The sequence below is a fragment of the Streptococcus sp. genome, assembly GCF_041802885.1.
GTDB lineage: Bacteria > Bacillota > Bacilli > Lactobacillales > Streptococcaceae > Streptococcus.
This window is the reverse complement of the sequence record NZ_JBHCHN010000035.1, coordinates 1-17,736: the sequence shown is the minus strand read 5'-3', so window position 1 is coordinate 17,736 and position 17,736 is coordinate 1. Positions and strand designations below refer to the sequence as shown.

The following is a 17,736-nucleotide window of genomic DNA, read 5'->3' as shown; positions in this document are numbered from 1 at the left end:
TCTATTTGCTTAAAGGTATTCTTATAACTTTACCATTATATGTTGTTTTTAAATATGGGCCACCATGTAATGTGTCACTAGCATTAGAATATCCATTATTGAGTTGCCACGAATTTCCACGTCCATCATAATAGCGAACTCCATCCCCTCTTTTTAAAGGTGATTTTTTAAATCCTTTAAGATATTGATCCAAAAATTGTTCAACATCAGTTATTTTTGCGTTATTAAATGACTCTGGATTCTCAATATTATAATTTGTATTTGATAAATTATTATTAGAACTCTGCGCCCTTTCATCAGGTCCTTTCGCAAAACTCACCGTCAATTTAGCATTAGCGGCGGCAATATTTGAAATACCATCAGATACAGCCAAGGTACCACCAGTTACCATCGATCCGGAAAGTGCGAAACCTAAACTTGCTAGTGCAGCTGCAGGGATAGTGACGGTACCACCACTTGGTAATGACAAGACCAAGCCTGCTGCAGATAAGGCCGAACTCCCTCCAAATACTGTGGTACCACCTAATATACTTGCAATTCCACCCAATATTTTGAGTCCGTTATCACCTAAACTAGCCCAGAATTGGCCGTTTATTTCCTGATTGAGACGTTGGGTGTACGGATTATCCACTTTTCCATTTTTTAACACTACCCAGAGCCCGCCTTCCGGAGTTTGCAATTCCGAGATATGAAGAATGTTCCCATCCTCATCAAAGAGTAGTGATTTATTGTATGCTTGGATAATACTTGGCCACTCATCTTGAGGCTTATCTTTTAGTATTGCAATCACCTGATTTCGATAGTAAGAAAATCCTTCGTCTGACAGCATAAAATTTTGGGCATTCTGCTGAATCAAAGAAGATTTGATATCTTCTCCTCTACCAAATGTGGAAATCTTACTTCCTTTTAGTTGAGCTAACCACCCCATGTTTAACCCGATTGTATAATAGTTACCATTTCCATCAACCAAAATTTGACTTAGGGATTTAGCACCCTCCATAGCTAAATTAAGTACATTTAAACTATCTGAAAAATACCTTGATACATCGGATACAAACCAGTCCAGTTTTTCAATTTTTTCTTCAATTTCTCTTATCCCAATTTCCAAGTGAGATTTCAATCTATCTAGTGCATTGTTATTCTCCCAGAGTTTGAAGGTATTGCCTGTCAAAAGAGCAGTTGCTTGAGCAAGAAATGCATTGTTTATCCGAATTTGTTCTTCAACTTGATCCAACATCTCATATTTTATGTCCAATTGCTCTTTTAATTGGTCCATATCCAAAGTACCAAATTCAGCAATCGTAGAATGAGCATATTGATAAGAAACTAACTCAGCTTCAATATCATCTACTGCAGATTGCAGTTTATTGATAGAAGGAATGATAATATCAGAAAACAAACCTCGGCCGGCGGTATAAGCTGCACCACTAAGTTCTCCAGAATCAAGACTAGCAATTAAATGTTCGCAACCACTAGATAATCTATCCGTAATTTGATTGGCAATAACAACATTGTTTTTCATAGCCTGAATTAGCGCTTCTGAATCAGAACTACTAAACTTTATTCCCAAAACATTCTATTCCTTTCTCGTATCAGATACTCTCTTTCCTCATCCATAGTTTTTCTTACTCGATTACTTAGCTGAGAAAGTTGTTCAAAACCATCATTTACATATTAATCAACTTGTTTATCAAGCACATACTGTTCCTCGAGCTCCTGATGTACAGTCCACTGGTTCTGACCTCTTGAAAGTCCAATAAGTTCCTTATTTCGCACTGATAATCTGCGAAAATTTGAGTGAAACTGACCTAAAGAAGCCTCAAATTGATGTTTTAAATTGGAAAATTCATCCTCTATTCTTTCAACCTGCCGTATTGCATGGTTTAAATCAGTCAATTTATTTTCAGAATATTTACTATCTCCCATCCTAATTCCTCCATCTACCAGCCTCTTCAATATCCCTCTTTTCAATTTTTTGTGCAATTTCAGGAAACTTATCAGCTTGAATCAGGACTACTGCACTAAAATCACTAATTGCAGTTAACATTTGATTAGTTGTTTGACGAGCAGACTCCATTCCAGCAATGCCGCTTGTATAAGAAAAATCAACTTGATAATTTTGATAATTTGAGGTATCAATACCAATTAACTTACTAATGGCTGCTTCTGCAGTAATAGTATTTGATTTAATCGTTCCATTTGACATTTTGATTGCTCCTTTTATAGAAAATCATCCTAGTAAACTAGGATGATTTTTAGTTTCCAATGCGGTTTAAATTTGTAGTCTTGATTAAAGTTCAAATTTAACGTACTTCCGCAGAAACTTGTTCTGCTAAGGCCTTGCTAATTTTTTCCATGAATTTGGCTACTTCTTCATCCGTCAGACTGGCTTCTGGATTTTGGAAGGTCAGGCTATAAGCCATGGATTTCTTGCCTGCTTCAATGTTGGCCCCTGCATAGACATCAAAGAGTTTGATGCTGGTCAGGCGTTTGACACCGGCAGATTCGATGGCTGCTACCACTTCTTTGTGGCTTGTTTCAGCTGGTAGGAGGAGGGCCATATCCCGTGAAACGGCAGGGAACTTGGTAATTTCCTGGAAGCTTGGGTTTGGCTTGAGTCCTGCTTCGACTGCTGTCAGATTGAGTTCAGCCACATAGGTTTCTGGAATGCCATAGTCCTTAGCGGTCTGGGGATGGAGCTGTCCCACAAAACCGACAACCTCACCATCGAGAAGAATGGCTGCCGTCCGGCCAGGGTGCATGCTGTCCAAGTCCTTCTCCGCCACAAAGTCAAAGCTGAGATTCAATTTGTCCGCTAGAGCTTCCACAATGCCTTTTGCATAGAAGAAATCAACTGGGACTGCCTTGGTCTGGAAATCTTTTTCCGCCACCAGACCTGAAAGGGCAAAGGCAAAGGTTTCTACTTCCTGAGGCAAATCCGTCTGGACATCCCCTGTTTGGTGGAAGATTTTTCCGATTTCATAGATGGCCAGATTGCTATTTTTGCGGTTGACATTGTAGGCGACTGTGTCTAGCATACCGGAGATGATATTCTGACGCAGGGCTGAACGCTCCACTGTCATAGGCCACATGAGCTCGGTCAGCTTGGTTGGCTCCATGGTAAACTCAAGGGCTTTTTCTGGAGTGGTCAGGGCATAAGAAATGATTTCGGACAGGCCTGACCCTTCTGCCAAAGTGCGAACCTTACGGCGCAGGGCCTGGCTACTGGTCAATTCGCCAGCAGTTGCTCCTGCTTCTGGCAGAGTCGTTGGCAGTTTATCATAGCCATAGATGCGGGCAATTTCTTCCACCAAATCGGCCTGAATATGAATATCCCAACGGCGACGAGGTACCGAAACGGTGAAACTTTCAGCATTTCCTTCCAGTCCAAAGCCAAGTTTGGCAAAGACTTCCTCAACATCCGCAAAGGTCAACTCTGTTCCCAAACGGACATTGACATAGTCCAGTGTGGTGGTCACTTGAACTGGCTCAGTTGGCAATTCACCTGCAGAAACTTGACCAGCCAAGACGGTTCCCTTTCCTAGTTCCTGCAGCATGCTGGCCGCAAAATCCAAGGCTTCTGACACGGTATCGTAGTTGATTCCTTTTTCAAAACGGGCTGACGACTCGGAGCGAAGGTTGAGGCGGCCTGATGTTTTGCGAATGGACTTGCCATCAAAGACGGCTGCTTCCAGAACCACATTCTTAGAAGAGGAATCAATTTCAGTATCTTGTCCACCCATGACTCCACCGAGAGCAACTGGCTTGTCAGCCACTGTGATGACGATGTCTTCTGATGTCAAGTCGCGCTCGACCGCATCAAGCGTCACCAATTTTTCTCCCTCACGAGCCTGGCGGGCTACAATCTTCTGCCCTTCAAACTTGTCCAAGTCAAAGGCATGCATGGGTTGGCCAAAGAGGAGGAGGACAAAGTTGGTGATATCGACAATATTATTTATCGGACGAATGCCCGCATTCATGAGGCGGTTCTGTAGCCACTGCGGACTTGGTTGGACCGTCACATTTTCAACCACACGGGCCTTGTAGGTCAAGACCTTGTCAGACTCAATGGCAACTTGAATGACATCTGAAGCAGCCTTGTCAGACTCAGCCAGGTTTTTCACTGAGAAATGGACTTCTTTGCCATAAATCGCCGCCACTTCATGGGCCACACCCCGCATAGATAGGGCATCCGCTCTGTTCGGAGTGATGGAGAGCTCGATGATTTCATCATCCAGGTCCAAGTAAGGGAAGATAGGTTCCCCTGGCACCGCATCCTCAGGCAAAATCTGGATACCATCCGCAAATTCCTTTGGAATAATGCTGTCTGGCAAGCCCAATTCCTGCAAGGAGCAAATCATGCCCAGGGACTCCATGCCACGGATTTTCCCTTTTTTAATCTTGTAGTTATCCGCAATACGGGCACCTGGCAGGGCCACGATAACCTTGATACCAGCTTTGACATTTGGGGCACCACAGACAATCTGACGAGGCTCCTCATCTCCAGTGTCCACCTGACAGAGGTGGAGGTGGGTATCTAGCACATCTTCGCAGGAGAGGACATGGCCCACCACTAGATTGGACAGGCCTTGTGCTGGTGAGGCAACTCCTTCCACTTCGATACCTGTCGTTGACATTTTTTCAGAGAGCTCGGCTGTGGTCACATCCACATCGACCAACTCTTTTAACCATTTATAGGATACAAGCATATTTTTTCTCTTTCTAGCTTTCTCTTTTTGGACAAACCCTTACTTGAATTGCTCCGTAAAACGGACATCTCCTTGGTAGAAACCGCGGATGTCATTGATACCATAGCGCAGCATGGCAATCCGTTCCTGGCCAAGGCCGAAGGCAAAGCCAGAGTATTTTTCCGAATCAACGCCAGACATTTCTAGGACGCTCGGGTGAACCATACCGGCACCCAGGATTTCAATCCAGCCCGTCTTCTTGCAGACATTACAACCGTCACCGCCACACTTGAAGCAGGAAACATCGACCTCAACAGAAGGCTCTGTGAATGGGAAGTAAGACGGACGCAGGCGAATCTTGCGCTCTGCCCCGAACATCTTCTGGCTAATCATCTCCAGAGTTCCCTTGAGGTTCGCCATGGAAATGTTCTCTCCGACAACCAGTCCCTCAATCTGATGGAATTGATGAGAGTGGGTAGCATCGTCCGTATCCCGACGGAAGACCCGGCCCGGTGAAATCATCTTGAGTGGTCCTTTTGAAAAATCATGCTGGTCCAGGGTTCTGGCCTGGACTGGTGACGTGTGGGTTCTGAGCAGAATTTCTTCTGTGATGTAGAAGGTGTCCTGCATGTCACGCGCAGGGTGGTCTTTTGGCAGATTCATCCGCTCAAAGTTATAGTAGTCCTTTTCCACCTCATATCCATCGACAATCTGAAAGCCCATGCCTAGGAAAATATCTTCAATTTCCTCAGAGGTTTGGGTCAGGACATGGCGATTGCCCAAAGAAACCTTGCGACCTGGCAGGGTCACATCCAGGCTTTCGGATTCCAGTTTGGCCCGAATCACTGCAGCCTCCACGATTTCAGCCTGCTCTTCAAAAGCCTTGGTCAGGACATCCCGAACTTCATTGACCTGTTTGCCGACAACAGGACGAAGGTCATTGGACAAATCTTTCAGACCTTTCAGCAGTTCGGTCAAGGAACCCTTTTTCCCCAGAACCGCCACCCGCAAGTCCTGCAATTCTTTCTGATGGTCCCCCTTCATTTCCTTCAATTTTTCCTGGGTGGAGACCTTCAAGTCTTCTAATTGTTGTTGTAAATCCATAGTAAGCTACAAGGAGCCTTGAGAAAGGCAGAGAGGATATACGACCATCTCCTGCTCTCTTTGGCTCCTGTTTAATCACAGTCGGACACGACTGAAACCAAACATTCCTTTCTTTTTTATCTTCTAGTTGAATAGCTGGTAAAAGAAAAACCGCATGCACGACTCCAATCTTCTAATCGGAGCGTTGACACGCGGTACCATCCGTTTTCATCTGGACCAGCCAGACCTTACTTTCCTTGTCTTCATGTGAGTGAATTCGACAAACTTTCACTGATTGAGCTTGCAGTCACGGCTCAACTCCCTGGACAGTTTCCATCTGTTTACTAGTCTCACAGACTTCTATTCAATTAGATTTATTGTAACAGATTTTGGCTAAGCTGACAAGTGATATACTGCCACGCTTCTTCTACTCATTGACCTGAATCTCCCCAGTCCGGTAATTGATGGAGAGACCCGACTGGACATTGGGAATAAAAACATTGAACTCTAGACTTCCATCTGCCGATTTGGCCTCCAAATGGCTGCCAACCGCTATCAAATCCTCTTCATGAGCATAGATGAGGGTCACCCGATAGCGGACTCGTTTGTTCCTATCTAAAGCTCTCCTGATTTGACCTTCGTAGAAATTTTGTCCTGTTGACCACTGGTCATCTGCCTGATTGGACCAGGCTGTTTGAACGGCGATATTTTCAGGGTTGCTGGTCGAGGCATCAAATCCTGACAAACCACCCGTGATGGCATAGCCCAAGAGATGGCCCCGGTCCACTGCATGATCATACGGACCCGGCAAATTGTGGACCTGATGCCAGCCCGCAGGTGTCCAATCTGTTCTTCCCTGACCTGTTTCATTGCGGTCCCGATATTGGCGGGTGGATTTAGCCAGCAGGGCATTTGCCCTCATTGGAACGATTTGTCCATTCACCATCTTGGTTTGATTAGTGGCATAGGGCGCGCTGGCTACATCTGCCTTGAGCTTGGTCTTGTTGCCATTGATGATAAAAGAACCTGCCTCATTCCACTCGATGTTCTGGCCCAGTTGGGAGAGGACTTCTTCTGTCAGAACACTGGACGCCAATTCCTGACTGGGTGTTTCTTGGTCTATCCTCGAATCATTGACATAATAGGAAGGTTGACCAGACTGCCCCCCCTCCTGAGTCAGTTGAGGGAAATAATAACTTCCAGCAATCATCAGACCTGCGACTAATAGACTGATGAGACCTGTACTTTGTTTTTTGATTTTCTTTGTAGACATGATTCTCCAAAAAAAGTAGGTCTAGCCTACTTTCCAGTAAATTTACTAATAATCTCCTGCCATTTATCGAGGGACAGGATAGATGTTGCCTTCTCTCCTTCCCCAATCACGCTGTAGCCCACCATTAGACCAATGGCAAAAATGACTAGGGCTAGGATTAGCATTAGAAAGACAAAGAGGAGCTGGCGTCCAACATATAGCATTGTATCTCTATTCATCGTCATCCTCACTATTCACACGCTCAATATCTGCACCAAGGGCAGCTAACTTTTCATGGAAACGGTAGTAACCACGGTCCAAATGGGTCAATTTGCCGACTGCCGTCTCTCCTTCTGCCACGAGACCTGTCAAAATCAGAGCTGCACTAGCCCGCAGATCGGTCGATAGGACCTCTGCACCCTGGAGTGGATTTCCGCCAGAAATGATGGCCGTATCCCGTAGAATTTCCGAATGCAGGTCCATCCGTCGCAATTCTTCTAAGTGCTGGAAACGATTCTCAAACACCGTTTCAATCATGGTGGATTCTCCCTTTGCAACTGCCATCAAGGCTGTAAATTGCGCTTGCATATCCGTTGGGAAACCTGGATGGGGCATGGTTTTCACCATGACAGGCTTCAGTTTTTCCACTTCAGCACGCACGCGGATACCACGATCTTCCTCTGTCACTTCTACTCCCATCTCCATCATCTTGGAAATAAGGGGACGGTTGTGCTCCCAGATGGCATCCTTGATTAAGACATCGCCGCCTGTCATAGCCGCAGCCACCATGAAGGTCCCTGCTTCAATCCGGTCTTGCACCACTTGGTGCTTGGCCCCGTGCAGTTTCTCCACACCCTTGATGGTCAAGGTATCTGTACCAGCTCCCTTGATGTTGGCGCCCATCTTGTTCAACAGGATGGCCAAATCAACAATCTCTGGTTCACGGGCGGCATTTTCAATAACAGTAGTACCGTCGGCTAGGGACGCTGCCATCATCAGGTTTTGTGTTGCACCAACGCTTGGAAAATCTAGGTAGATATGAGCCCCTTTCAGGCGCTCCGCTCTAGCTTCGATGTAACCAGCCCGCTGGCTAATCTTAGCCCCCATGGCTTCCAAGCCCCGAAGATGTAAATCAATAGGCCGGCTACCGATCGTACACCCACCTGGCATGGAAACTCGGGCATAGCCATTTCGAGCCAAAATAGGACCTAAAACCACAATAGAAGCCCGCATTTTATTGACATAGCGATAAGGAGCCTTGCTACCAATCGGATGGCTGGCATCGACTGTGATTTTCTTTTGAACCTTGTCAAAGGCCACATCAATATCCAGACCCCGCACCACATTGTTCATGGTAAACACATCTGAAAGAATCGGCACATTGTACAAAACCGTCTGCCCTTCGCTGGCTAAAATAGTTGCTGCCAAGAGTGGCAAGACAGCATTTTTTGCTCCTTCGATGGTCACTTCACCTGTCAGGCGAGTCTGACCACCTCTTACAATAATTGTATCCATTGTTTGTCCTTTTTGTTTCTTATTGGGTTAGTAAATCAGAAAAACTGCGTCCAATGGTCATCAAATCCAAGAAGAAAATAGAAACCAGATAACCTAGTGCGATGGCGATAAAAAGCACCAGTAATTGGATTTTCCGCTGATTTTCTGCTGTTCCTTTGAGGAACTTATTCCAGTCAACGACCTTTGTCAATAGCTGGTGGGCCATATAGATAAAAAGAAGGTGACTGACAAATTTTAAGAATAAGATCATAACGGTATTATATCAGAATTTACCCAACATGGCTATTATCAGGCGCTAGCTGGCTCACCATCTCTCCCCTTATTTTCAAGAAATTAATATATTATTTTCTTGCATTTGAATGCTTAGAGGCATATAATAGAATTATCTTATAGAAAAGGGAAGAAAAAATGCAGATTGTTGCTCTTATTTTATTGGGACTGTATGTAAGTCTCGTAGTCTTTGCTGCTATCCTAGGCTATACGACCAGACATATCAGTGGCCGAAATTTGGCCTGGACCCTTGTGTGGACTAGTTTCATTATCATTTTTGGCCTGGTCTTTGTCACCAAGGACAACCTCTACGCTCTTGCTGGTGTGGCAGCCGGTCTCTTTGGCTACTCCTCTGTCGCCCTCCGCAATGCCCAGTATATGGGCCAGACACCCCAACTCAAGCACCATCTCACCCGCATGGGCATCCACCTCTTCTTCCTGGCCCTGCTCTATTTTACTAGGTAAAAGACCAGCTCCTCCTAATCCACTAGGAGGAGTTTTTTGCCCCAAAAAACGACCACTTTCATGGTCGTCATCTTTAAAATTTTCCACCGCCGCCACCATGGCTGCGACCCGAGAAGGAACGGTGGCTGCTGGAGCCTCCGCCTCCCCTGAATCCACTGGAACTGCTGGTAGACTTGGGTCTTGGCACTTTGCTGACATTGCGGAAAAGGAAGAGGTCTTGGGCGTTGGTCAGTTTGAAACTGCCGCTCTTCATATATTCTTTGGCATCAGAGCGTGATTGGACCGAGGTTAATTGGCCCCTTAGATAGGCCGTGACTAGCCAGGCCAGAACCAGTCCAAGCAGCCCTGAAGCCAGAATCCACAAGAGACTTGGCGGATCCTTGGGCAAATTATCGCTATCATAAGGCTTGTCAGTCTTGGCTTGGGTTACAAATTCATCCACCAAGTCTGCGTAGGTGTTAAAGGCTAAGGCATAATCGCCAGCGCTGAGCGGTTCCAGAAACTTATTTGACATGTAGTCCAGACCCGCATCCGTAATGGCATAAATACCATAACCCGTAGTCGAAACATACCAGTCTCGCTCTCCCATATTGATTAGGAGGAGGACACCGTCATAGTTAGAGCCTTGTCCATACCCATTGTAATCAAAATAGTTATCAGCATACTCCTGAAGAGTATTGCCATAGATACTAGAAACTGTCAATACAACAACATCCAGCCCCTGACGCTCGCTTATCTCGTTGAGCTTGGCTAAAAGGTCCGCTTCTTCTTGGGAATTGAGGAGGCCAGCCTCATCTACGACAAGGGCTGGTTTTTCAAATTTGGTTTTGACAGTGGTGAGATAGGATTTGATTCCTGCATACCAGTCCAACTCTTTGAAAAAGGAAGTCCAAAGGAAGTCTTCCTTATCAAACCTCATCAAGCTTTCCCCTTGACTTCCACCATAATAGATAGACCATTGGTTCCGAAAGGCATCGACCATCAGAAGGACACCATTTGCATCGCCAGCCACTGACTGGTAGAGACTTTGGGCATGACTGTCTAGATTTTCCAGGTCGCTGTCCACGATGGCAAAGTAGGTTTGATAATCATAGGCTTCAGCAATGCTGGCTGCTTCTGCTTCCAACATTTCTTCCTCATAGGCCTCCAAATAACCAATCGTATCTCGGATAAAACCCGTATCGTCAGCCCAGACCGGCACAGTCATCAACAAGCTACACATGAAGGTCAGGATTAGTAAACTGATTTTTTTCATCACAAACCTCCTAGAGCCAATAGACGAGCCAAACTAGGCCATAGACAAGAAGGCTTGTTGCAAGGGCGATGGACAGAAAGTAGGTCCAATAGGCCCTTCTATCCAGAGGTAAATCCCCCACAAACTTGCCCGTTTGACCATTCATGGCAAAGGTGTATTTTCTCCCATTCCAGCTGGTATTGAGTAGCCAGACGGGATAGAGGACATAGGTTGGCTGGCCGTTTTTCAAGCGAATACTGGCATCCTGCCGCTGTACACTGCCATAGCCTTGCACCGTGTTGGCTAGCCGTTTTTCTGTTGACTGACGAATCCGTTGATTGGCTTGCTCCAAACTGATGTCCGCAGACTGATCATACCTGTCGGCGAGATAACCAGCCAAATAAGCCGTTTGGAAGTCCACTGCCTCCTTATAATCAAAGGGTTCAAGTGATTGCATGAGTCGATCATCTAACTTGCTGGAACCATCAACTGGAACCCGTTCATAGGCCATGGTCGCTGAACGCAAGAGGGAATAATGATTGGTTTCGGTATAGTGATAGTTAGCATCGCTCCAGGTCCGGACCATGGTCGCCGCATACTTTCCATCTGCCGCAACATCTGCATCAAAAAGCCAGAAAGGGACATAAATTCCCTTTACTTCATCAATGTGATTTTGGTCCTTAAAGACCTTGGGCAAGAGCCGTTTCCCCAATAAGTGGTTATTGAGGGCAGCCTTGGCAGCCTCTTTATCCAGCTTGAAGGGAATAACCGCATGGGGTTTTAAGTCACCCGCGAGCCGCTCCTTTAAGACAACTGGATTGTCACAATAGGGACAGGAAGTCGCTGCTGTGGTTGCATCCGTCATCAACTGACCGCCGCAGGATTGGCAGGCATAGACCCGCATCTCCTCTGCTTCTTCTTGCTGCCACTGGTCACTGGCTCCCTTTTCCCAACTTAAATCCTCCGAAGCTTGTAGCTCTGTTAAGGCTTGATCCAGTTTCTTGAGACTGTCCATTTCCAACTCTGATTCGCAGTAAGGGCATTTCATCTTCTGAATGCTGGAATCAAAGCTGATGGCTCCCGAACAATTTGGGCATTTGTATTCAATGATTTCTGCCATGGCTTCACCCCCCTTTGGCTAGAATCCAAATACTCTTAGAATGCTGTTCCACATTCAGGGCAGAATTTTGGTGCCTGAAGCAAGTCAGTGACTTTCCAACCACAGTTGGTACAGAACTTGGCAGCGCTAGTTGCTGGTTTTCCCTTGCCACAGTTACTGCAGAATTTCCCAGTGTTGGCAGTCTGACAATCTGGGCAAGTCCAGCTTCCAGTTGTTGCCTGATCAGACTGATTTTGCTCCGCTTGCTGGCTCTGTTTTTGTCCCATTTCATAGAGGGCCTGAGTATCAACACCGCCAGCCTGCTGGGCCATACCCATGCCCATATAGCCCATGAAGGCTCCATTTGGATTTTCAGCAGCAGACCGCATGGCATCGGCAGTGGCCGCGGTCATGGCTGCACCGGCCATGCTGGCATCACGGTAAATAGCCGCACCCTGAGCCTGACGAATCATGTCTTCGTATTCTTCGGTCAGAGTAATCGGGTTCATGGCTACAGAAACGACAGAAATTCCCCGTTTCTCAGCCCACTTTTGGGTCAAGACCTGGTTCATGGCTGCTGAAAGCTCTTCAGCATGGGCTGGTAGGGCACTCGGCCGTATCTGCAATTCAGAAATTTTAGCCAAGGCCGGCTGGAGGGCGCTGATAAATTCTGTTTTGAGCTGGCTGTCGATTTCCTCACGCAGGTATTCCCGCTCCACATTGCCACAGACATTGGTGTAGAAAAGCAGAGGGTCTGTAATCCGATAAGAATAGAGACCAGAGCAGCGCAGGCTGACATCCAAGTCTAGCTTGATATTGTGGTCCACTACCCGAAAGAGGATAGGACTCGGTGTTCCAAACTTGTTGTCCATCAGCTCCTTGGTGTTGAAATAGTAGACCCGCTGGTCTGTCACCGCCTCACCACCATAGGTAAACCGCTTGCCGATTTCCTTGAAGGTTTCTATGATTGTTTCGCCTAAATTGCCTGAAAAGATACTTGGTGCAATAGAATTGTCATAGGTAAACTGGCCCGGTTCGGCACAGACTTCCACCACCTTGCCCTGCTCCACAATCATCATACATTGACCATCAGCCACGACAATACCCGAACCATTGCTGATGACATTGTCACTGCCCTTGGTGTTGGATGAACGGCCTGAGACCGTCTTATTTCCCTTGGCAACTAGGACATCGTTTGAGAGGGCATCACAGGAAAAAAACTCCTTCCATTGATCCGCCAAGACTCCACCCACTGCTCCTGCAGCTGCTTTAATTAATCCCATTTGATACTCCTTTTTCCGAAAAACTTGGATAAGCAGCTAGCTATTTCGGAACTGGATAACTAACCACAAAAACGTTTTCATTTACCTCTATTATACTCTTTTTTTAGGAAAAAATCTGATAAAATTGGACAAAGCCTCATTTTTGCACAGAAAAAAGAAGCCTTTCGGCTTCAAAAGTTGGTTTAAATATTGATAGCTGAGATTTCATCTAGGTCCGCATCTGACCCGGCAATGTAAAGATGATAAGTCACGCTGGAAGGGTCTGCCTCATAGGCCTTAATCCAATCTTCATCCATTTCTAGGTAAACGGAATAGGTTCCATAGAGTGAGGTAATCTCTCCTACCAGATAAAAATCATCAATCCGCTTCTCGCTGTCACCTGGGGTCAGGTCCTTCATGCTGGCAAAGGTGCTGGATAAATCTTGAAGAGCCAATTCCTCATAGGTACCATAGGCTTCGATTGTAACAATACCGTCCAAATCCCTAGTAATGGATAAATCATAGTCATCCCCATTCCAGATACCAGAGAAAGTATCCATATTGTCATACAGATAAAGTTCTTCACTAAAATCCCTAACATTTTCTTCCAAGGTTGGAGTCGAATAGTAATCTTCCTCTTCGTAATCATCATCCAAACTATTATATGGAAAACCAAGCCAGGAACCAAAATCAAAATAGTCAACAGATCCCTTATCGACAATCATCTTGAAGACTGCTGGCAAATCTTTAGCACCCAGACGGAAAGGGTTGGAAATGTAGCCAAAAACTGGCAGGAAATAAATCAAAATGGTCACTGTCAAGAGAGTTTTCATATTGATTTTATTGATAGCCCAGATGAAATAAACGATTGCAAAAAGCAGGGCATAGGCTGCGCCATAGCTGAACTTGTGGGCATTGGCAATCAAGAGGATGATAAAGAAGACAGGCTGAATTGGACGAATCTTATGGTAGATGACGGAAAAGACATCTTCCTTGTTTTCAACAGTTTTGACAAAGAGAGAAACGACGATGCTCAGCAGAACAAAGAAGGCTCCAATGCCAAAGCCGATGTCATTGGGTCTGATGATATAGCTTAAGATGGACAGGTCCATGACCACCAACCAGATAGCCGCCATTTTGACAAAATTATCGGTTGCCAGGCTAGGCAACTTCGATTTCTTAACTGGAGTGAGGGGATTGAGGCTGGCCTGATTTTTGTATTGTTCTAAATTTTTGGCTGCCAGCTCCAGGGTGCTGACAAAGTTTTCCTCATGGGCTCTGGAACGCTCAAGGCTGGTATAGAGGAAATACTGGATTCCAAAAATCAGTGCGGTATTGCCCCCATACTCCAGGAAAGAACCTTCCCAGAGGGAATTGGCAATATGAAAGAGAGCATAAATACCAAATGAAATGGCTGCAGTCAAAAGAAATTGTTGCCAGCGGAAACGATAGGTGTACTTATCAGTGGTGTCAGTTTTTAAGAAAGTATCTTTTGGATACAGATACCAGACGATAAAGATGAGTTCAATAGCCTGAACTCCTGTTAGCCAACCCAGATAATTGAAACCAAAGATGGCTACGATGACATTGACCAGATAGGATACAATCCCAAGAACCCGCAAAATGGTCCGTTTGGATAAAAGGCCGATGGTCAAAAGGGCAATGGTTGAGAAAACCGAAAATCCAACGCCTGTCTTGTTGTCAAATAGAAAAACATTGACAAAGGCAAAGAGAACCAAGCCAAAGATCAGATAGACCTGCTTGCTAATGTCTACTTTCTTTTCTTCCATTTTTATATCTCCAATCTAGCAGAAGTCAGCATCCAGCTACTTCTTACTATTTCATTATATCATTTTTGAGATAAGATTCCAGTGTCTCCTCAAAATAGCTGTCACATCGGAAAGGGGGGCTACCTAGACCAAGTGTCCTATCTTAACTCTTCTATCTCAAGTAAGGCATCCAATAATCGTTCCTGCAACTCCTTCTTAGTCAATGATTGGACATAGTGGCGAAGCTCAGCCAGCTCTTTTTCTCTTTGCCTCTCTTCTTCCTTTTCCCAATCCTCCATCTGTCGTAGAATCTCCTCATATGCCAAGGGTTGCACAGTAAAATAAAGGGCAACCATATGCTTGCAGATGACCCTCCTACCAGCAGCAAAGGGGCAGGTACAGGTCGACCTTTTGGGGTGGGGCAAATCCAAATGAACCTGATAGAGGACTGAATCGCTCCCCTTTACCTGAGCCGAATAAGTGTTATCTGGTTTTTTATCCCAATCTAAGACCTTTTTCTGTTCATAGTAATCGATCCCTCGCCAAAAGCTTTTCTGACTGGCTAACTCAATGACACCCATAATCACTAACCTCCACCATTTTTCGACCAGTATAACACAGATCTAAGTGGAACTCAAAAATAAGTCCTAACCACCACTGAAAATGGCTGGCTCGAAGTCATAATAAGAAAACCAATCCCAAGACTTTATTGCTGGGATTGGTTTTTTGCTCATATCTAATGATCCATACTCCATCAGAGTAGATAATTATTGTCTTTGTTAGCAACTTCCAAGGTTCTCAATTAATAAATCTTATGCCCAGACGCGATAAAGGGATCACTTTCAGCAACCAAAATAGCTTGGTCATAACTGTCCGCCTTAAAAACCACCATACCGCCTGGATAATCAGAAAATGGCCCACACAGAACAAGCCTACCGTCCGCATCCAAAGCCTTCAAATGCTCAACATGGTCCTTAACAAGTTGTTCCGTTAATTCTTCCTTATTTGACATCAAATACAGATAGTGCATGGCATGACTCCTTTTTATGAAATATGTGTTATGAAGAATGATTTCTTGCGATTTTCAAGTAGAATTACAATCTCCACATGTGATGATAATGGTCGCCCATCATCTGTAAAGTTCCTGTCAACATACAATACTAAGCCTCCAAATTTTTTAAAATAATTGCCACCACTTCCACCGACTCCTCAAAACTAATTTCACTGGCATATCTGAATGATTTTTGATAACGAGACCAAAGCTGATTCTGGTAGTCAGAGCTACGTAATGTCTCTAGTTGCTCTTCCCAATTTATCAAAATATCTAAACTTTCTCTTTTCTTAGCAGTATTGTGCACAGCACTTTTTAATACAGGCACATCAATCTCATCTTTTCGAAGGTGGTACAATGTATAGAGATCATAGCGGTCACGAGGCCTAGTTGAAGCAGCTCCTCGACGAATAATCGTTTCTAACTTTTCAGCAAGAACGGTTTCTAAATTATAAGTCCAAACTTCTAGCTTATTCTCTGAGAAAACGGACTGCATTTGATAAGAAATTTCTCGTGGCGTAATCTGGTCACCTGTTGTTATATCAATAATGACAACTTCACGTAAGGTGTCAAATCTCGCATTTAGTTTGAGGGAAAAGCCACCATATTCGTCATCTTGTCGAATTGGCTCTAGCCTATCAATTTCAAATTGGAAACTTTCAGAAGGTTGACTGACTATTTCTGTGAAGATAGTTTGAATATTTTCTTCGCTAAGAGGTTGACCTTTCAAGGTAACATCCAAATCCATAGTTGTCCGTTTATCCAAACCAATCATCTGGCCTATAAGAAAACCACCTTTCACAATGAACGAATCTTTATACCTGCTCTCAGAGATGAGTTTTAAGACTTGCTCAATCAAATAGTTTTGCTGAACTTGTTGAGCAGGTATCCCTTTTTCTCTTGCAATATTCTTGATTTTGGCTTTGAAACTATTGGCATTTGAAAATTTCACGACAAGACCTCCACATAAGATTGCAGCTTTTCAGTTACTTTAAATAGTTGGGCATAGTGATACAACTTGGCGTAATCTACAGCTCCTTTTTTGAAGTAAGCTTGAAACGCGGGAGCAATAACTTGAATATCAACACGATAAGTTGTTCGTAAGCACTCGACCAAGGTTCGTTCCATATCATATACTGAGATAAACTGCCCAGCCTGCCGCTCCAGTTTTATAATACCAATTTCATGATAATTTCTAGCAACAATCGGTTTAACACCTGCTTCTTTCATCAGTGTCGTGTTTGTCCCAAAAGGAAAAGTCATCACAGGTTCAAATGGAACACTAAGTGAAAGACCATGTAACCAGAGCGCTGTTTCTAAGGAATAAATTCCTTTTGGAAAACGATATTGTAAACTAAAATAATCATCGATATAGGTATCGGGCAGATGATAGATACCTCTTTCAATTGTTTCCAGTTTACCTTCTGCAACTAATTGATTTAGTTGCTGGTAAGAAAAGTTAAGCTCTTCCATATCACGGAAAGTTATGACTCCATGATTTTTCTTAATATAATGATAGACAGGTTTCTCTAACAAATCCATATCGCCACCTCCTAAACAATATGCTAACACTTTATAACAATGTTAGCATATTGTTTTAAAATAATCAACGATAAACAAAATAATATGCTAACAAATCCAATATTTGTTAGCATATCATTTTTTATTTCGTCGTATCTAGTACAGAAACACCCAAAAAGCTGTAACCTTAACAGTTTTCTGCTTTCAGTTACAGCCTTTCTTCTTTTACTGGCAATCAAAAATAATAATCTTCATCGTCATAATACTCATCATCTGAATAGGCGCTATCAAATTCTTTCATAAGAGCCTTTATTAATTCTTCCCTGATTTGGTCATCACTCAAGCTCCAGACATAAGCTGTAACTTCTTCCAACTTTTTTTGTCGGAACGCAGAATAGTCGGCTTCCCATTCCCGATAGCGTTCTTCTTTTTCCCGCTCCTCCTCTACCCACTCTGCAAGAACAGCTTCTGCTTGTTGAGGAAAATGGAAAAAGTATAAAGCGACCATATGCTTACAAATCACCTGT

The 17,736-nt window shown here is 44.4% G+C and carries 18 protein-coding genes and 1 pseudogene; 1 reads left to right on the top strand and 18 read right to left on the bottom strand.

Annotated elements, in window-relative coordinates; genetic code table 11:
- Position 1: 1 nt before the first annotated feature.
- From ACEYCN_RS04745 to ACEYCN_RS04705, 9 genes are all read right to left on the bottom strand, one after another.
- Positions 2 to 1,570 (bottom strand): virulence protein, encoded by a 1,569-nt coding sequence (locus ACEYCN_RS04745; RefSeq protein WP_373713150.1) that lies wholly within the window; start codon positions 1,568 to 1,570, stop codon positions 2 to 4.
- Positions 1,571 to 1,674: 104 nt separating this feature from the next.
- On the bottom strand, positions 1,675 to 1,926 hold the full coding sequence (locus ACEYCN_RS04740; RefSeq protein ID WP_373713149.1) for a hypothetical protein: 252 nt from the start codon (positions 1,924 to 1,926) through the stop codon (positions 1,675 to 1,677).
- 1 nt (position 1,927) lies between these two features.
- Entirely contained in the window at positions 1,928 to 2,206 is a 279-nt protein-coding gene (locus ACEYCN_RS04735) for a TIGR04197 family type VII secretion effector (RefSeq protein WP_373713148.1), read from the bottom strand.
- Between the two features lie 97 nt (positions 2,207 to 2,303).
- Positions 2,304 to 4,709, bottom strand: coding sequence for a phenylalanine--tRNA ligase subunit beta (gene pheT / locus ACEYCN_RS04730; protein ID WP_373713147.1), 2,406 nt, complete (start codon positions 4,707 to 4,709; stop codon positions 2,304 to 2,306).
- A 39-nt stretch (positions 4,710 to 4,748) separates the two neighbouring features.
- Positions 4,749 to 5,792: a phenylalanine--tRNA ligase subunit alpha gene (gene pheS, locus ACEYCN_RS04725; protein WP_373713146.1), complete on the bottom strand. Its 1,044-nt coding sequence runs from the start codon at positions 5,790 to 5,792 to the stop codon at positions 4,749 to 4,751.
- Between the two features lie 406 nt (positions 5,793 to 6,198).
- The gene (locus tag ACEYCN_RS04720; protein WP_373713178.1) at positions 6,199 to 6,981 is read right to left on the bottom strand and encodes a DNA/RNA non-specific endonuclease; all 783 of its coding nucleotides are present in this window, start codon (positions 6,979 to 6,981) and stop codon (positions 6,199 to 6,201) included.
- 89 nt (positions 6,982 to 7,070) lie between these two features.
- The gene (locus tag ACEYCN_RS04715) at positions 7,071 to 7,262 is read right to left on the bottom strand and encodes a DNA-directed RNA polymerase subunit beta (protein WP_373713145.1); all 192 of its coding nucleotides are present in this window, start codon (positions 7,260 to 7,262) and stop codon (positions 7,071 to 7,073) included.
- On the bottom strand, positions 7,255 to 8,538 hold the full coding sequence (gene murA / locus ACEYCN_RS04710) for a UDP-N-acetylglucosamine 1-carboxyvinyltransferase (RefSeq protein WP_373713144.1): 1,284 nt from the start codon (positions 8,536 to 8,538) through the stop codon (positions 7,255 to 7,257). Before murA ends, ACEYCN_RS04715 begins: the two co-directional genes overlap by 8 nt.
- A 19-nt stretch (positions 8,539 to 8,557) precedes the next feature.
- Positions 8,558 to 8,788, bottom strand: coding sequence for a DUF1146 family protein (locus ACEYCN_RS04705; protein ID WP_373713143.1), 231 nt, complete (start codon positions 8,786 to 8,788; stop codon positions 8,558 to 8,560).
- A 158-nt stretch (positions 8,789 to 8,946) separates the two neighbouring features.
- Here ACEYCN_RS04705 and ACEYCN_RS04700 point away from each other — a divergent pair, with 158 nt between their 5' ends.
- The gene (locus tag ACEYCN_RS04700; protein WP_373713142.1) at positions 8,947 to 9,273 is read left to right on the top strand and encodes a hypothetical protein; all 327 of its coding nucleotides are present in this window, start codon (positions 8,947 to 8,949) and stop codon (positions 9,271 to 9,273) included.
- Between the two features lie 73 nt (positions 9,274 to 9,346).
- Here ACEYCN_RS04700 and ACEYCN_RS04695 read toward each other — a convergent pair whose 3' ends face one another.
- The 9 genes and pseudogenes from ACEYCN_RS04695 to ACEYCN_RS04655 all read right to left on the bottom strand — a co-directional run.
- Positions 9,347 to 10,528, bottom strand: a complete 1,182-nt coding sequence (locus ACEYCN_RS04695) for a TPM domain-containing protein (RefSeq protein ID WP_373713141.1) — start codon at positions 10,526 to 10,528, stop codon at positions 9,347 to 9,349.
- Between the two features lie 10 nt (positions 10,529 to 10,538).
- Complete coding sequence (locus tag ACEYCN_RS04690; protein ID WP_373713140.1) at positions 10,539 to 11,627, bottom strand: hypothetical protein; 1,089 nt, start codon at positions 11,625 to 11,627, stop codon at positions 10,539 to 10,541.
- Positions 11,628 to 11,662: 35 nt separating this feature from the next.
- Complete coding sequence (locus tag ACEYCN_RS04685; protein WP_373713139.1) at positions 11,663 to 12,889, bottom strand: SPFH domain-containing protein; 1,227 nt, start codon at positions 12,887 to 12,889, stop codon at positions 11,663 to 11,665.
- Positions 12,890 to 13,071: 182 nt separating this feature from the next.
- The gene (locus ACEYCN_RS04680) at positions 13,072 to 14,658 is read right to left on the bottom strand and encodes a hypothetical protein (protein ID WP_373713138.1); all 1,587 of its coding nucleotides are present in this window, start codon (positions 14,656 to 14,658) and stop codon (positions 13,072 to 13,074) included.
- A gap of 137 nt (positions 14,659 to 14,795) precedes the next feature.
- On the bottom strand, positions 14,796 to 15,218 hold the full coding sequence (locus tag ACEYCN_RS04675; RefSeq protein ID WP_373713137.1) for an SWIM zinc finger domain-containing protein: 423 nt from the start codon (positions 15,216 to 15,218) through the stop codon (positions 14,796 to 14,798).
- 221 nt (positions 15,219 to 15,439) lie between these two features.
- Complete coding sequence (locus tag ACEYCN_RS04670; protein ID WP_373713136.1) at positions 15,440 to 15,667, bottom strand: YciI family protein; 228 nt, start codon at positions 15,665 to 15,667, stop codon at positions 15,440 to 15,442.
- A 130-nt stretch (positions 15,668 to 15,797) separates the two neighbouring features.
- The gene (locus ACEYCN_RS04665; protein WP_373713135.1) at positions 15,798 to 16,640 is read right to left on the bottom strand and encodes a nucleotidyl transferase AbiEii/AbiGii toxin family protein; all 843 of its coding nucleotides are present in this window, start codon (positions 16,638 to 16,640) and stop codon (positions 15,798 to 15,800) included.
- A complete protein-coding gene (locus tag ACEYCN_RS04660) occupies positions 16,637 to 17,230 on the bottom strand; it encodes a type IV toxin-antitoxin system AbiEi family antitoxin domain-containing protein (RefSeq protein ID WP_373713134.1) in 594 nt (197 codons plus the stop codon). Before ACEYCN_RS04660 ends, ACEYCN_RS04665 begins: the two co-directional genes overlap by 4 nt.
- Before the next feature lie 214 nt (positions 17,231 to 17,444).
- Positions 17,445 to 17,736 (bottom strand): annotated as a pseudogene (locus ACEYCN_RS04655) (hypothetical protein); the annotation flags it as partial.

What these genes read in the sequence shown, in the direction of transcription:
- ACEYCN_RS04685 (WP_373713139.1), bottom strand. Translation starts at nt 12,889, where the DNA reads ATGGGATTAATTAAAGCAGCTGCAGGAGCAGTGGGTGGAGTCTTGGCG.
- ACEYCN_RS04670 (WP_373713136.1), bottom strand. Translation starts at nt 15,667, where the DNA reads ATGCACTATCTGTATTTGATGTCAAATAAGGAAGAATTAACGGAACAA.
- ACEYCN_RS04680 (WP_373713138.1), bottom strand. Translation starts at nt 14,658, where the DNA reads ATGGAAGAAAAGAAAGTAGACATTAGCAAGCAGGTCTATCTGATCTTT.
- ACEYCN_RS04695 (WP_373713141.1), bottom strand. Translation starts at nt 10,528, where the DNA reads ATGAAAAAAATCAGTTTACTAATCCTGACCTTCATGTGTAGCTTGTTG.
- ACEYCN_RS04700 (WP_373713142.1), top strand. Translation starts at nt 8,947, where the DNA reads ATGCAGATTGTTGCTCTTATTTTATTGGGACTGTATGTAAGTCTCGTA.
- ACEYCN_RS04735 (WP_373713148.1), bottom strand. Translation starts at nt 2,206, where the DNA reads ATGTCAAATGGAACGATTAAATCAAATACTATTACTGCAGAAGCAGCC.
- pheT (WP_373713147.1), bottom strand. Translation starts at nt 4,709, where the DNA reads ATGCTTGTATCCTATAAATGGTTAAAAGAGTTGGTCGATGTGGATGTG.
- ACEYCN_RS04660 (WP_373713134.1), bottom strand. Translation starts at nt 17,230, where the DNA reads ATGGATTTGTTAGAGAAACCTGTCTATCATTATATTAAGAAAAATCAT.
- ACEYCN_RS04740 (WP_373713149.1), bottom strand. Translation starts at nt 1,926, where the DNA reads ATGGGAGATAGTAAATATTCTGAAAATAAATTGACTGATTTAAACCAT.
- ACEYCN_RS04705 (WP_373713143.1), bottom strand. Translation starts at nt 8,788, where the DNA reads ATGATCTTATTCTTAAAATTTGTCAGTCACCTTCTTTTTATCTATATG.
- ACEYCN_RS04675 (WP_373713137.1), bottom strand. Translation starts at nt 15,218, where the DNA reads ATGGGTGTCATTGAGTTAGCCAGTCAGAAAAGCTTTTGGCGAGGGATC.
- murA (WP_373713144.1), bottom strand. Translation starts at nt 8,538, where the DNA reads ATGGATACAATTATTGTAAGAGGTGGTCAGACTCGCCTGACAGGTGAA.
- pheS (WP_373713146.1), bottom strand. Translation starts at nt 5,792, where the DNA reads ATGGATTTACAACAACAATTAGAAGACTTGAAGGTCTCCACCCAGGAA.
- ACEYCN_RS04690 (WP_373713140.1), bottom strand. Translation starts at nt 11,627, where the DNA reads ATGGCAGAAATCATTGAATACAAATGCCCAAATTGTTCGGGAGCCATC.
- ACEYCN_RS04715 (WP_373713145.1), bottom strand. Translation starts at nt 7,262, where the DNA reads ATGAATAGAGATACAATGCTATATGTTGGACGCCAGCTCCTCTTTGTC.
- ACEYCN_RS04720 (WP_373713178.1), bottom strand. Translation starts at nt 6,981, where the DNA reads ATGATTGCTGGAAGTTATTATTTCCCTCAACTGACTCAGGAGGGGGGG.